Origin of the sequence: Thalassoroseus pseudoceratinae (genome assembly GCF_011634775.1) — a bacterium.
GTDB lineage: Bacteria > Planctomycetota > Planctomycetia > Planctomycetales > Planctomycetaceae > Thalassoroseus > Thalassoroseus pseudoceratinae.
On sequence record NZ_JAALXT010000005.1, the window covers coordinates 695,551 to 710,227 of the forward strand.

General features: G+C 52.8%; 13 protein-coding genes and 2 pseudogenes. 12 read left to right on the plus strand and 3 right to left on the minus strand.

Going from position 1 to position 14,677, the window contains the following annotated elements:
* Positions 1-197: 197 nt before the first annotated feature.
* The 3 genes from G6R38_RS20415 to G6R38_RS20425 all read right to left on the minus strand — a co-directional run bounded on the left by G6R38_RS20415 (position 198) and on the right by G6R38_RS20425 (position 3,080).
* Entirely contained in the window at positions 198-1,457 is a 1,260-nt protein-coding gene (locus tag G6R38_RS20415; protein WP_166830598.1) for an HlyD family secretion protein, read from the minus strand.
* Positions 1,454-2,746: an ABC transporter permease gene (locus tag G6R38_RS20420; protein ID WP_166830600.1), complete on the minus strand. Its 1,293-nt coding sequence runs from the start codon at positions 2,744-2,746 to the stop codon at positions 1,454-1,456. The genes G6R38_RS20415 and G6R38_RS20420 overlap by 4 nt, the downstream gene beginning before the upstream one ends.
* A gap of 115 nt (positions 2,747-2,861) precedes the next feature.
* Positions 2,862-3,080 carry a hypothetical protein gene (locus tag G6R38_RS20425; RefSeq protein ID WP_166830603.1) on the minus strand — a complete coding sequence of 73 codons (219 nt, stop codon included), beginning with the start codon at positions 3,078-3,080 and terminating at the stop codon, positions 2,862-2,864.
* Between the two features lie 595 nt (positions 3,081-3,675).
* On the opposite strand from G6R38_RS20425, the gene G6R38_RS20430 reads away from it, so the two are divergent.
* The 12 genes and pseudogenes from G6R38_RS20430 to G6R38_RS20480 all read left to right on the plus strand — a co-directional run.
* Positions 3,676-5,346, plus strand: coding sequence for an FAD-dependent oxidoreductase (locus tag G6R38_RS20430; protein WP_166830605.1), 1,671 nt, complete (start codon positions 3,676-3,678; stop codon positions 5,344-5,346).
* Positions 5,343-6,962, plus strand: a complete 1,620-nt coding sequence (locus G6R38_RS20435; protein WP_240928301.1) for a cytochrome-c peroxidase — start codon at positions 5,343-5,345, stop codon at positions 6,960-6,962. Before G6R38_RS20430 ends, G6R38_RS20435 begins: the two co-directional genes overlap by 4 nt.
* A gap of 123 nt (positions 6,963-7,085) precedes the next feature.
* Positions 7,086-8,558, plus strand: a complete 1,473-nt coding sequence (locus G6R38_RS20440; RefSeq protein WP_166830607.1) for a cytochrome ubiquinol oxidase subunit I — start codon at positions 7,086-7,088, stop codon at positions 8,556-8,558.
* Positions 8,555-9,583, plus strand: coding sequence for a cytochrome d ubiquinol oxidase subunit II (gene cydB / locus G6R38_RS20445; RefSeq protein ID WP_166830609.1), 1,029 nt, complete (start codon positions 8,555-8,557; stop codon positions 9,581-9,583). The genes G6R38_RS20440 and cydB overlap by 4 nt, the downstream gene beginning before the upstream one ends.
* Before the next feature lie 343 nt (positions 9,584-9,926).
* Positions 9,927-10,694 (plus strand): c-type cytochrome, encoded by a 768-nt coding sequence (locus tag G6R38_RS20450; protein ID WP_166830610.1) that lies wholly within the window; start codon positions 9,927-9,929, stop codon positions 10,692-10,694.
* 159 nt (positions 10,695-10,853) lie between these two features.
* Positions 10,854-11,585, plus strand: a complete 732-nt coding sequence (locus G6R38_RS20455; RefSeq protein WP_166830611.1) for a ZIP family metal transporter — start codon at positions 10,854-10,856, stop codon at positions 11,583-11,585.
* A gap of 235 nt (positions 11,586-11,820) precedes the next feature.
* Positions 11,821-12,288 (plus strand): DsrE family protein, encoded by a 468-nt coding sequence (locus G6R38_RS20460; RefSeq protein WP_240928302.1) that lies wholly within the window; start codon positions 11,821-11,823, stop codon positions 12,286-12,288.
* A 144-nt stretch (positions 12,289-12,432) separates the two neighbouring features.
* Positions 12,433-12,909 (plus strand): universal stress protein, encoded by a 477-nt coding sequence (locus tag G6R38_RS20465; protein WP_166830612.1) that lies wholly within the window; start codon positions 12,433-12,435, stop codon positions 12,907-12,909.
* A 270-nt stretch (positions 12,910-13,179) separates the two neighbouring features.
* Positions 13,180-13,503, plus strand: coding sequence for a cupin domain-containing protein (locus G6R38_RS20470; protein WP_166830613.1), 324 nt, complete (start codon positions 13,180-13,182; stop codon positions 13,501-13,503).
* Between the two features lie 474 nt (positions 13,504-13,977).
* Positions 13,978-14,157 carry a hypothetical protein gene (locus G6R38_RS20475; protein ID WP_166830614.1) on the plus strand — a complete coding sequence of 60 codons (180 nt, stop codon included), beginning with the start codon at positions 13,978-13,980 and terminating at the stop codon, positions 14,155-14,157.
* A 12-nt stretch (positions 14,158-14,169) separates the two neighbouring features.
* Positions 14,170-14,226: pseudogene (locus tag G6R38_RS28490) on the plus strand (hypothetical protein); the annotation flags it as partial.
* 192 nt (positions 14,227-14,418) lie between these two features.
* Positions 14,419-14,599, plus strand: a pseudogene (locus G6R38_RS20480) (transposase); the annotation flags it as partial.
* Positions 14,600-14,677 lie beyond the last annotated feature (78 nt).

A 14,677-nucleotide genomic window follows, 5' to 3' on the forward strand; every position in this document is an offset into this window, starting at 1 on the left:
ACCCTTGTCGTGACCGCCTTCCCTCAGCGTAACAAGAATCTCCACTGACAGGGGAATAATTGGTCCATCTTGTACTTGTCAGCCTTCCAATCTTGCAATGTGATGACTGAATCCCGCCATCTCGATTGCCATGAGAGAGGTTCACTATTAACCAGAGCAGGAAATGTCACCCGAGAGACATGCAGACGGAATTCGATTCACTTCGTTGGTCGTTCAAATTCGGCGGCTACCGTCATTCCCAGCTTCATCGCATCGGAAGGCTCGGTGATTTCGACGGCGACACCGTAGGTCGAACCGTTATTTCCCGTAAGCCAACTCTGTGGTTGGGGAGTTCGATCGATCTCGATGACCCGACCAGAGAACTCCCGATTAGGGAAGGCGTCCAACTGAAGCGAAACGGCCTGGCCAACTTTGACTCGGGCGATTTGAGACTCGTGAACTCCGATGCGAGCCTGGAGACGGGAGAGATCAGGCATTTTCAACAACAGCTGTCGGGGTTGCAGTGTCGCTCCCGGTTCCAGGACGGGACCTGCACTGCGGCGAGTCGACGGAGCGACGTGAACAACGACACCCGCATGCGGCGCGAGAATCCGAGTCTGCTGAATCTCATCTTGGGTTTTCTCGACACGTTCTCTTGCAACCTTCAACGCGGACTCAGCTTTGCGGACAGCGGATTCGCCGTCTCGAATTGCCTTCTGTGCAGTCTGTTCGAGTCGCTGCAATTTTGCCTTGGCCTTCCGCACAGCGAGTTCCAAGGTAGCTGTCTGATGGGGTTTGATGAATTCTTCCAACAGACGCTGCTCGGCTTGCGCAGCAGCTAAGTCCACACGAGCCTGCTCAGCGGATTTTTGGTGCGGCGTCACTTCCTGCGATTGTTGATCCGCAGATGATTTCGAATCGGGCTGCTGATCGGGTTTCAAGGTGAGTCGATTCACCTTCTCTCGAATCTTCTGAAGCTGGCAGTCGAATTCACCACCTTTGGCGAGGTATCGACTTTTCGCCAATTCAGCGACCCGGACTTCGAGTTTAGCAATCGGTACATCTTGTTCGGCGGCGACGCGAGCCGCCTGGAATTCGGCTTCCGCGTTGCGCAGGGTGTCTTCCGCTTCGTTGACGATGACCCGTTGCTTCGTCAAATCCTGTTGCAGCGGTGCAGCATCTAGCACTGCGAGTAGCGTTCCTTTCTCAACAATCGTCCCGTCGGGAACGATCGAAATCAGTGTCGTCGCACTGCCAAGTGTGCTTCGGAATTCGGTCGTCTTCGCGCTCTCGATGACGCCCGCTTCGACAATCCTATGTCGCTGCCTTTCGAGAGCCGCACGCTGGGATGGGGTTAGTCGAACACTCGGACGGTCCGTCGACTCTCGAGTTTGAGGTGGTTGTCCCAACACACGAAGTCCTAAAGCCAAGATGGACACAGCTACCAAGACGAACAAACACCGAAGAACATGGCTCATGGATTTTCTCCCTGCAGTTCCGTGGACAGGTCTTTGACGGTGAAGTCGTCCGATTCGTGACGATGCTCCAACACTCGTTTAACAAGTTCGGTCGATCGCGAAATCTCCGGAAAGCTCTCGACAATGATTTCGATACGGCTCAGTTCGAAATGCCGAACGATGAATGTTCCCGCCTGACGGCTAATATCGCGATCTCCCAGGCGGCTTCGCATCGTTGTGATTGGAATCCAAATGTCTCTCGCGTGCTTGGTGGCAGTATCGGCTTGTTTTGCCAGCACACCCACAACGATAAAGTAGTGGTCACCAATGCGGATTTTTCGACCGATCGGATTTTCGAAACGGAACAAATCTTGAGCGACTTTCGCGCCGATCACCGCGACACTTTGCAATTGCTTGATGTCATTGTTGACGAGGTATCGACCTTGTTCGATAGGCAGTCGATGCAATTGGGAATATTCGGGAACGGTTCCCACAAGCCGTACCTCGGCTGTTTGATCGCCAAAACGTGCCACCCGACGGACCTCACGGACCGGCACAACCAATTCCACGGTCGGGACGGTTGCGACAATCGCTTTCAGATCGTTACGCGTCAGTCCGTATCGAGGATTGTTAATTGAATCGAAATCTTGCGGTGTCGCGCTCGCAGCAATAATGTGTGGTCCTTTCAACACCGTGACATCATCGCTGGCTTCCACGCGACGCCAACGTCCCGTCGCGTCACGAGCAATGTGGATTCCGACACCGGGCATGCTCATTTCAGTGATCTGCCACTTCGACGAATGTCGAATTGCCGTAAAGCTCGCTTGACCTTCGTAAAGGTCGGGAACCCGGAACTTGAACGAACCGGTTGCCGAATCGCCCTCGACATTCGCATTGAATGCGGTGATTCGCTCGGCGTGGATCATCGTGATCGGACGTGGATACACACGAACTGGACCGGCGACAATCACGCGAGATATTTCTTTCCAGAGCTGACTCGGCTTCGGCAATCCTTCCGCGAGGTACCGGTACTCCCCATTCGAATCTTGCACGGTTTTGTCATCAAGAAGTAGCAATTCCGCAGAGAGGGAGTGATCGTTGAAAGACTCCTTGGTCGGTGCCTCGGCATGGCGGGTGAGTCTCACCCAGACCTCCTGTTCGATGGCGGTTGCGGCGGGAAGCAAGCCGCGGATTTGAGCGTCATCATTGGGAATGTCAGCCGCGTCAAGCACGCCCCCGGAAGAGACCATCGCAATCATCAGCAGAACCGGGAGCGAGCCAACGTTGACCCGAATGGATGTTGTATTCACAAGTCGGTTCGTTGAGTTCATATCGGTTTCTCACGTCGGGGCAAACTGACCACAGGTCTCCATTACAGTGTTGACTTCGCGTCGTTGTTGGCCGCCACATCTAGTGTCGTGGACGTTATCGCATTTCACAATCCGGGGTGATGACTTCTTTCAGACTAACATAGATGCCGACCAGTGTACTATCTGGGCTGAACTTGTGGGTGAGGCGGTCGCTGCCGAGCACTTCGGTCCACTGCTCGAATGGTGGCGTTTTCGTCGAGTCCAATCGGCCGCAGTCTGCGTCGGACGTTCTGATCGGTTGAAGAACCATTCGCCCGTCGATCGAAGGCATCATCAAAAGCTCCTGTATTTGTCTGGAACAGGCAGGGCGTCGGTACGAGTCCCACTCGGGGCGTGGAAAGAAATCTTCTGGAACTCACCATTCCACTCATTGACATGTCGTAAGATTACGATATATTGAGTAAAGGGTATTTGAAGTGCTTACGAAATGGAATTTCAAGTGGAAAACCGAACCGGCCGCGTTTGCTGGGGCGGTTGAGTGTCTGAACACGTTAGTGCAGCGGAGTGAAATTTTTACCAATGAACGGGAAGGACGACGAGTGTTCTACCAAGTGACCGAGACGCACTTGCAGGCGATCATGAATTGCGCTGAAAGCCGGTTTCTGCCATGCGGGCAGCGACTGAGTGAATAGCTGGGGAAGAAGAGTTTCCTCTATTTTTTCACTTATATCGTAATGTTTCGATATCGGGATCAATTGAGATTATCAAGGAGAATGGGCATGGCTCAAACACGGACAATCTCGGCGGGACAACTGGCGGAGCGAGACGCACACGGAATGGGGACGGGGCTGCCGACTTTTGACATCAAGAAATGACTGCTCGCCATTCAACTCTCTGAATAGCAACGAATTTCACAAGGTAAAGAAGCCATGAAAATAGTCATCATTGGAGCCGTTGCGGGAGGCGCATCTGCTGCCGCTCGAGCCCGCAGACTGGACGAAGATGCCGAAATCGTGCTGATCGAACGAGGCACCGAACCATCTTTCGCCAATTGCGGTTTGCCGTACTACGTTGGTGGCGAAATCGAATCGCGAGACAAACTGTTGGTTGCTCCCGCGGAACGTTTGCGTCAGCGATATCAGCTGGACGTGCGAACTCGGCAGGAAGTCACGTCAATCGATCGCGACAATCAAGTCGTCGATGTCAGGAATCTCGTAACCGGTGAAACATATACCGAATCGTATGACCGGCTAATCATCTCAACCGGCGCGTCGCCGTTCCGCCCACCAATTCCCGGTATCGAAGGGCCGCATGTTCTGGAGCTACGAGACCTCGCCGACGCAGATCGCATGTTCGACCGAGTCACAACCGGGGGCAGTCGCCGCGCAGTCATTGTTGGAGCTGGCTTCATTGGCATCGAGGTCGCCGAGAATCTGGTTCGTCGAGGGCTTGATGTCACCGTGGTGGAACTTGCAGAGCAAATTCTCCCGCCGTGGGACCGGGAAATTGTGCGTCCGCTGGAAGATCACATTCGTCAGCAGGGCGTCACCTTGAAGCTGAACGATTCAGCGGCAGCTTTTGAAGAAACAGGTACCGGCGACGCCAACCTCATCGTGAAGCTCGAATCAGGCGAAGAGCTTCCTGCCTGTTTCGCCGTCGTCTGTATTGGAGTACGCCCCGAAAGCAGACTTGCCAACGAGGCCGGAATCAACGTCGGTCAACGAGGCGGCATCATCACGAACGAACACATGCAAACCAGCGACCCGAACGTGTACGCGGTTGGCGATGTCGCTCAGGTGAAGGACTTCGTCACCGGCGAGCCAACTCAGATTCCTTTGGCCGGCCCGGCCAACCGTCAAGGACGCATCGCTGCCGACCACATCTTTGGTCGCAATTCCGTTTATCGTGGCACGCAAGGCACCGCGATTGTCGGGGTCTTCGGCAAGACTGCTGCGATGACGGGACAAAGCGAGAAGCTTTTGCAACGTGCCAATCGGCCCTACGAAAAAATCTACATTCATCCGAATGACCACGCGGGCTACTATCCCGGTGCATCATCGATGACGTTGAAGTTGCTGTTCAATCCCGACGACGCTCGCATCTGGGGGGCTCAAGCCGTGGGAGCAGCAGGTGTCGACAAACGCATCGATGTGATTGCGATGGCGATTCACGCGGGAATGACGGTCTACGATCTCGAAGAAGTCGAGCTGTGTTACGCACCGCAGTACGGGTCGGCGAAAGACCCAGTCAACATGGCGGGCTTTGTCGCCGCAGGCATTCTTCGTGGCGATCAACCAGTAGTGCACAGTGATCTTGTCCCACCGACCAACCAGCCACGCGACTGGTTTGTTCTTGACGTCCGCACGCCAGGCGAATTCGCCTCCGGACACATCCATGACGCGGTCAATGTTCCGCTTGAAGAACTTCGAGATCGAATGTCAGAACTCCCGACCGACCGTCGCATCGCGGTGTACTGTTTGGTCGGCCAACGCGGATACATGGCGACTCGACTCTTAAAACACCATGGCTTCGATGTTTCTAACCTTTCCGGCGGATTCAAGTCATGGCAACAACATCATGTCAAGGAGACTCAATCATGAAGGCCAACAGCTTTGAAAACACTTCAACGGTTATGAAGTGTCGGTACTCGACTTTTGTTTTGATCATCGTCCTGGGGGTAGTCGCTGGCGGCGACATCGTAAACGCCCAGCGCGGACGCGGTCGGGGCTTTGGCATGGGACGTGGTCCCGGAGCCAACCCCGGTATGCGTGCGGACATGACGACGCTGCATACGCTGTTCGGCAGTCGTGAGAAAATCAAGCGGACGGTGAAGCTGCTACCCAACGGCGCGGAGGCGGTTACCGAGTCGGACGACAAAGCGATCACCGCGCTCATTCACGAGCATGTTCCGGCAATGGAAGCCCGGGTTCACCAAAACAAACCGCTGCCTCCCATGACGTTCCACCCGATCTTCGTCGAACTCATCAAACACGCCGACGACTACACGCTGACTTACAAAGAGACGAAGAAGGGAATGAAGGTGACTTATGAAGCCAAAGACCCATTCGTGATCATGCTGGTCCAAGAACATGCGAAGCTCGTTAGCCGCTTCCTGAAGAACGGGATGAAGGAAGTTCACAAGCCGTACAAATTTCCCAAGACCAATAACGCACATTCTCAGCTGGGTAGCGATTCCACAGCCGCAAGTGAGTCGACATCGTTCGGGATCACACCGCCGCTTCCTTCAAAGGCCAACTCACCCCCAGACAACCCAACGACTCCTGCCAAAGTGGAACTTGGAAAGAAGCTGTTCTTCGATCCCCGACTATCCTTGACGGGCACCGTATCTTGCAACAGTTGCCACAATGTCATGGAGGGCGGAGACGACGGGAGACCATCATCAATGGGCGTTCATGGACGTCTTGGCCCTCGCAACTCACCCACCGTGTGGAACTCCGTGTTCCAAGCCTCACAGTTCTGGGACGGTCGCTCGCCAAGTCTGGAAGATCAAGCGAAAGGGCCAGTCGTCGCATCACCCGAAATGGGGATGCCAAATCATGACAAGGCGATTGAGCGAATCGCAGCCATTCCCGGTTATCAAGAGGAATTCGCTCGTGTGTTCGGCGACAGGAAGCCAGTCACAATCGACAACACTGCCAAGGCGATCGCCGCGTTTGAGCGAACACTAGTTACACCAAACAGCCCATACGACCGCTACACCAAAGGCGACAAGAACGCACTGAGCAATCAACAAGTTCGCGGGATGAAGCTGTTCGACAACATTGGTTGCATTGAGTGCCATTCCGGTCCGGCACTCAATGGCTGGGAAGTTGGAGACACGGAGCCATCGTTTGAGGATTTTCCGCGTTTCGCAGAAAGTGAGTTCGTCAAGCAGTTTCGTCTCGATAGCGACCTTGGACGATACGAAGCGACGAAACAGGACGCGGACAAGCACTACTTCAAGGTGCCGACGCTGCGAAACATCACGATCACGGCACCGTACTTCCACAATGGTTCGGTTGAATCGCTGTCCGATGCTGTCCGCGTCATGGCTGAGACTCAACTCGATACGGAGTTGTCAAACAAGGAAGTTGCCGACATCGTCGCATTCCTAGAGTCGCTTGAAGGCGAGTTTCCTGAAATCACAATGCCACGACTACCATCACGTTCAGGCAAATCCGTCCTCGAAGATCAGGAACCGGCTGCGACTAACTAAACACAAATCGCGTCAGACTAACCGTCCAAACATTTCCGGCTGGTGTATTCCGCTACGCCGCGCTGAAACCAAAATTATCGTATTGAAATTTAGACAGGACTTTGTGGAAAGAGATTCCTTCAAATGGATGTCGAATTACTAAGCCGGTTGCAGTTCGCCGGAACAATCATGTTCCACTATTTGTTTCCACCATTGTCAATTGGGCTCGGCTTGCAACTGTTTCTTTGCGAGCTGGCATATTTTCGCACCGGCAGGCTTGAGTGGGAAGCGGCTGCACGATTTTGGACGCGTGTCTTCGCCGTAAACTTTGCAATGGGTGTTTCGACAGGCATCGTGATGGAGTTTGAGTTTGGAACGAACTGGGCCGCCTATTCACGATTTGTTGGCGATGTATTTGGGTCTGCGTTGGCAGCTGAAGGAATTTTTGCTTTCTTTTTGGAAAGCGGCTTTCTGGCGGTACTTGTGTTCGGATGGGACCGCGTCGGTCCAAAGATGCACCTCTTCAGCACGCTGATGGTCTTCCTTGGATCGATGTTCAGTGCCGTGTGGATTGTTGTGGCCAATAGTTGGCAACAGACACCAGCGGGCTATCACATCGTTTGGCAAGACGTTCAAGGCGAAATGATTCCACGAGCAGAAGTTACCGACTTTTGGAGCATGGTTTTCAACCCCTCGTCTGTCGACCGGCTAACGCATACCTTGATCGGTGCACTCGTCTTGGGGGCTTTCTTTGTTGCCTCGGTCTGTTCCTACTACCTACTGAAGAATCGACATGAAGAAGTTGCAAAGCGGTGCCTTGCGATTGCATTACCGACATCACTGGTGTTCACATTGCTCGCAGCGATAACGGGGCACGACTCTGCCCAAAAACTAGTCGAGACTCAGCCAGCCAAACTCGCAGCCATGGAAGGCCACTTCCACTCGAGCGAAAACCCAACCGGCCTAAACCTATTTGGTTGGCCAGACTCCGAGAATGAGACTGTTCAATTCAATGTGAAAGTGCCGTACCTACTGAGTTTGATGGTCTACAATGATCCGACTAAACCGGTCCCAGCGTTGGATCAGATACCTGAAGATGAACGTCCGCCAGTCTGGCTCCCGTTTCAGACGTTTCACCTCATGGTCGCACTTGGGATGCTGATGCTCGCCGTCTCATCACTTGCGTGTTGGTCCTGGTATCGTGGCAGTTACGGTAGCAAACGCTGGTTGCTCTGGGCAGTTGCACTGATGCCCCTTGCCGCAATGACCGCGAACCAAGCAGGGTGGATTACGGCAGAAGTCGGCCGGCAGCCGTGGATCGTTTACCCTTCAGTTCAAGACGGGGTTCAAATGATGGGGCTGAGAACTGCCGATGGATTGAGCGAATCAGTTACCGCCGAGCAAGTTCTTGGCAGCATCATCCTCTTCGGAATGATTTATTCTCTATTGTTTGCTGTCTGGGTGTTCGTACTCAATAACAAGATTCAGCATGGGCCAGAGACAGCGAAGGCACTTGCGGAGTACAAGCGTCATTTGCAGATTGATTCAATGCCTGAGAAGATTAGACGGAGCGGGAACCCCCTCGGCGGTGACATGATGGAGGAGGGAACACGATGAGCTACGATTCGTTAACCTTTATCTGGTATGTACTCCTGGGTGTGCTGTTAATTGGTTATTCGATTCTTGATGGCTTCGATCTGGGTGTTGGGATTCTGCACCCCTTCATTGCTAAAGACGACCGCGAACGGCGACTCGTAATGAACTCGATCGGTCCGTTGTGGGATGGCAACGAAGTTTGGCTTGTAACATTCGGCGGAGCATTGTTTGCTGCATTCCCGGTCGCGTATGCGACCGTCTTCAGTAGCTTCTATAACGCGTTTTTCTTGCTGTTGACATGTCTGATCGGGCGTGCCGTCAGCCTGGAATTCCGATCAAAGGTGAAATCAACGCTATGGATTAAGTTCTGGGACATCGGATTTTTTCTATCATCCCTAATTGCCGCCTTCTTGCTCGGCGTTGCAGGCGGCAATGTTATGGCAGGCATGGAACTTGGGCCTAAATATGTCTATCAAGGAGGTTTGTTGTCCCAAGTCTACTGGTACCCGCTGATGGTCGGCTGTCTGACTGTTTCGCTGTTTGCATTGCACGGTGGAATTTATCTCTACCTCAAAACAGAACACGAGTTGCAAGCACGCGTCCGGCATGCCATTACCCCAGTCTTTTACGCCTTCGCCAGCTTATTCATCCTTGTCACGCTAGCAACATGGTGGCACGTTCCGCATGCGACCGAAAATATCGCAGCGTATCCGATCCTGTGGGTCGTCCCAATCCTCAACGCACTGGCTGTGCTAAACATACCCCGTGCAATGCACTTGGGGAAACCAGGCTACGCATTTGTCACTTCCTCGTTGGCAATATTGGCTTTTGCGACACTCTTCAGTGTTGCGATCTACCCAAACTTCATGCTGTCAACGATCAACGCAGACTACAGTGTCACGCTCGACAATGCTCGCAGTAGTCGTGCCACCCTACAAACGATGCTCATCATCGCCGCGGTCGGACTTCCTTGCGTCCTCAGCTACACGGTCGCGATCTATTGGATCTTTCGTGGTAAAGTTAAGCTCGACTCCAGTAGTTACTGACGGATTCGTTGTTGCTAATGACACAGAATCATTGATTTGACCCTCAATCCGCAACATGCTGCATCTGCCGTCATCTTTCAGTTAGATAAGAACAATCTAAGAGGCCAGGCCTATGCCTAGATCGTCGAGTTCGATTGTACTCCTTTTCTTGTTGACTCGATCGCTACAAGACCTGCTTGATCAGGAAACACCATCCAGCACTCAGGCTCCTTCTGTCTTGACAACTGAAAATGAAAAGAGCGTCACGCCGGGCATCAACGACCGTCCTCAAGTTGGTTTCTAAGGAGAAACGAACTTGAACTCACGATCAAAACTCGTCGCCCAGTTTATAAGAGCCAACAATATGAACACAGCAACCATCGCAGGCAGCCTTTTAATGGCTCTGATCAGCCAGAGCAGAGTGCAGGCTCAAGACCCGTACCCGCCTGGCGAACTCGGCAAGACCGTGCGTTTGGGAGAAACGCTTGTCAGGGAAACCAATACACATCCGTTGACAAAGCCATATGTCGGCAACGTTTTGCAATGCACATCGTGTCATCTCGATGCCGGTCGTGATCTCAAAGCGGCATCGTTCATCGGTGTAGCTTCGGTCTATCCGGCATACTCCCCTCGCGAATCCGCTGTCATCACACTCGAAGACCGAATTCTGAATTGTTTCATTCGGAGTCAGAATGGAAAGCGTCCTCCTAACGGAAGCCAGGTTTCGGTCGCAATCGCGGCGTACATCACGTGGCTGTCGAAAGACGTGCCGATTCAGATGAACCCCAAGGCGCCGCTCGGGCCCAACAGTTTGCGACCATTAAAGGAACCAGCAGTTCGACCAGACCTTGCGCGTGGCAAGTCGCTGTATGCCGACCGCTGTTCCGCATGTCACAGCGATGACGGGAGTGGAAGTGACGACGGCCCACCTGTCTGGGGCCACAATTCGTTTAATGACGGAGCAGGACTTTCGAAGGTACCGAAGATGGCCTCGTGGCTGAAGGTCGCGATGCCGCCGGGAGAAGCCGATCTTAAGATTCAGGAGGCATTTGACATTGCCGCTTTTGTCAACTCACACGATCGCCCCCGATTCCAACAGCCGATCAATGCGAAGCCGCAAAGAAACAAATGACTGTCATGTAGTGTGTCATTACTCCGAAGCTGATGTCTCGATGGTAGAACTATCAATACGACGAGTGAAACCTAGCCGCACAATTATCTAGCTGTCCATTCGCGGACACTTAGTTATGAATCACATCAAACCCATCTACTCGTTTTCCGGTTCTTGTTCATGAGCACTCTTGGCTACATCATATTGTTCGGCTTGGCGATGAGTTTGATCGCGTTGGCTGGTAGTCTGACGCTTCTACTGAAACAAGAAGTCTTAGACAAACTTCTACTACCCATGGTTGCTTTTGCTGCGGGATCACTCATCGGTGGAGCGTTGTTTCACATGATTCCCACTTCTGTCGACAAGATGGGAAACTCTGTTGCGGTTTACCTTTGGCTAGCGGCCGGGTTTGTAACGTTCCTGGCCCTGGAGCAGTTCCTACATTGGCATCACAGTCACGAAACACAGCCAGGCGCAAGAGAGCCACTCACGTACCTTATTCTCATTGCGGATGGGTTGCATAATCTGATTGGTGGAATGTTTGTCGGTGCCACGTTCTTGATTGATGTCCGCCTCGGGGTAACAGCTTGGCTGGCTGCTGCAGCACATGAAGTGCCTCAAGAGATGGGAGACTTCGCCATCCTAGTTCACGGCGGTTGGTCCCAAAAGGGCGCACTATTCTTCAACTTTCTATCAGCACTGACTTTTCCGCTAGGAGGTATCCTTGTCTATGCGGCATCAACGACGATCGACGTCAACTTTCTCGTGCCCTTCGCTGCCGGCAACTTCCTTTACATTGGTGCAGCTGACTTGATTCCCGAGATCAAGAAGAGCCATGACCTTCAAACCAATCTCATTCATTTTGTGACCTTACTCGCTGGCATGATGGTGCTGCTTCTCTTGCGGACGTGACTAGATTATCGCAAGCGAGACCCCGGGGAGGGGTAATAGTCAAAACATTCTCACAACTCAGTGATCGGTGCCCATTGACCTCCGACTGGCGTCATCGTAAAATGTCTAATGATGTCTACGTGCGACATCTCCATCAGGCAACGACTGCCCCGTAATGTGACCATGGTCACATTTCGGGGTTTTTATTTTGCGCCGTGGGTTTCGAACACCATCTTTTAACATAAGGATTTTCACAGTGAAAAAGGTATCTTCTGTTTTTGTCTTCGTAACGCTTCTTGCGTTGGGGTTTGCGACAACTTTGCCAGGCGATTCTCAAGAAGCCCCAACAATTCGCCAGAATCAGCAACAGGTCGTCGTTCATTTGTCGCATTTTACTGATGATCTCCACCGCTGCTTTATGGCACTGAAGATTGCGACATTAATGAAAAATGGTGGAGCGGATGTAACCTTGTTCCTTGATCTAGAAGGCGTCCGATTGGCCGAACGCCGGCAATTGCTAGATATGACATGGGGATCCGATTCGACTCCGCTAGCGAAGCACTATGAGAATTTCGCCGAAGCTGGCGGAAAGGTTGTCCTATGTCCCCATTGTGCTAAGTCGGCACGCATCGGTGACATAGCGCTTAAACGCCACGCTGAGATTGGTACTGAAGAGTTGTTGGGGCAAATGTTGTTAAACGCCGACAAGATCCTGGATTATTAGTCGGGGCACAATCTCTCGCGTGCGATACGGATCGAGAAATTTCATGAACTCACTCGTGAGAAGGGGGGGGGCTCTCACAATGCCTGAAATGAGGGATGGCGATATTACCTCATCGCCTATTTTGAACACAACCCGGAGAACACCATGAAGATTTTGCTGGCCATCGATGGTTCCCATTGTAGTGAAACCGCGATCAATGAAGTCTGCTCCCGTCCATGGCCGCCGAATACTGAAGTGGAAGTCTTCACAGTGATTCATGCCACTGTGCCTGCTGTCTACGACCCGTTCTTCGTCGGCTTTGCAATCCACGCAGAACTACTCGAAGAAGAACGCAAGATTGCCCCACAACGTGCTGACGCAGCCGCAAAGCAAATACGAGAAGCAAGGAGCGATCTCACCGTTTCGATCAAGATTCTGGAGGGATCACCAAAGGTACTCATAGTCGAAGAAGCTGAACGCTGGGGAGCTGATCTAGTCCTAATCGGCTCCCACGGTTACGGACCGGCGAAACGATTTCTACTAGGATCAGTCTCTCATGCTGTCGTATTGCACGCACCCTGTTCGGTTGAAGTTGTACGAAACCGACTGACGCAAGCTGCGACGGAGAATACTGAAAGATAACACTGGCAACACGATGGGAGTCTTCCTTGGTGTTCAATTTTCCGACGAAGCTGCGAAATCAACGTGAAGCAATTGTCTTACTAAACGGCCCAAAATTCACATAACAGAGAATCATCGCCAATGGATACTGGTTGTTAGCGTTCGATGCCATTGTGCCATCGATCAAGCTTCTCACAACTTCGACAACCATTTTTCAATACAAATTTCAAACGGACACGCTCGAAATCGAGAAACCGTATACCTTCTATTACTTTCCAAGAGGAGCAAATCATGCAACAGCAAACCGTCTACACGCCAGAAATGCCTTGGGAGAAGTTAACTGAGTTTCCGGGCGAAGGGGAAGTCAAAAGACTTCGTGATCAAGGTTCAGGTAAGGGGCGGACGATCCTCGTTCGCCTGCACGCTGGAGGACAAATCACGCCGCATTCGCACATCGCAGCAGTCCAGCATTACGTCTTGGAAGGAGAATACGAATCCGAAGGAAAAATCTTCGGGGCTGGAACTTACCGCCTCCTGCCGGGTCACGACGATGTGGCTGAGATCTCCACTCAAAACGGAGCCACGATCCTGATGATCTACGACCCAGTTAGCTAAGTTCGATTATTGCAGTTTACAGGATGAGTGCGACGGTGTTGTCCAGGAGTTGTCGGAGTTTTCTCGACCCAGGTCTTCGCAAATGGATTGAGAAAACCTAGTTGCGGATGCTTTGACGTTTGAGCGTCGCAAGCATGTCAGCGAATAATGCCTGGAATTTTGGGGGGTACCACAGACATGGCGATGGTTGGTATTCAATGTGACCGTCCTGCACGAACCAGAGAACGATCAGGCTATGTCACAGCAGAGCCATGAGGACCGTGCGCTCGACCAATTGAGCCTTCCAACCTTGCGGCCCTTCAAAGCCCAGCAACTGCTTGCTGCTTTGGAAGGTGACTTCCGGGCTCCAACGCATGGTATACCACGTGAGATTCTCTTCGGCCTTCGCATCTGTGAACAACGGCCCGATAGTGGCTCTTGGGCAAACTTGGTGAAGCGGGGTGTATAGAATGGGGTATTGATTGATCTACGACCATGTACCACAGGAGCTTGCGTACGTTGTTACCCGTATTGCCGTCCGACGCGGGATTGCGGTTGGACCGTGTGGAAATGAATGATGCTCTTGTTAAGTTGCTTCTGAGCCCGTTGGCACTGACCGCCGCTTGCCCCGGCTGTGGACAGCAAACCGGCAGCGTTCATAGTCGTTACACTTGAACTGCCCGGGACCTACCGATTCAAGGTCGCCCGGTTCGGCTATACCTGACCGTTCGGCGTTTTTTCTGCCGCAACCCCGATTGTCCGCGTCGCGTCTTCTGCGAACCCACCCCGCAATTACTGGCCAAGCATGCTCACTCGACCACTCGGCTCACCGAGGCGATCGAACTCGTCGAAACATTTGCAGCCCTGATCCGCAAGTCAACGTGTTTGACTTGGCGGGAATGGCAAGCGAAAGCGCGGGACAGCCCATGTTCGGAGCTGCTGAGATTTGCGGAAGGACTGGGAACGCGACCGAAACGCGGTTCAGGCAGCGTCCGACGAGCCTTGGAGCAGTGGACCGGTCGAAGGGCACATCAACCGCTTGAAGACGATCAAACGTCAAATTTACGGCCGAGCCAGCTTGGCACTCCTCCGAGCCCGAATGATCCGTGCCGGATAATCACACCCCAATTCACCAAGTTTGCCGAAGATCCACTTTCCGACCGTTGTTCACACTTGCCGGGTGGGATTCGTACCC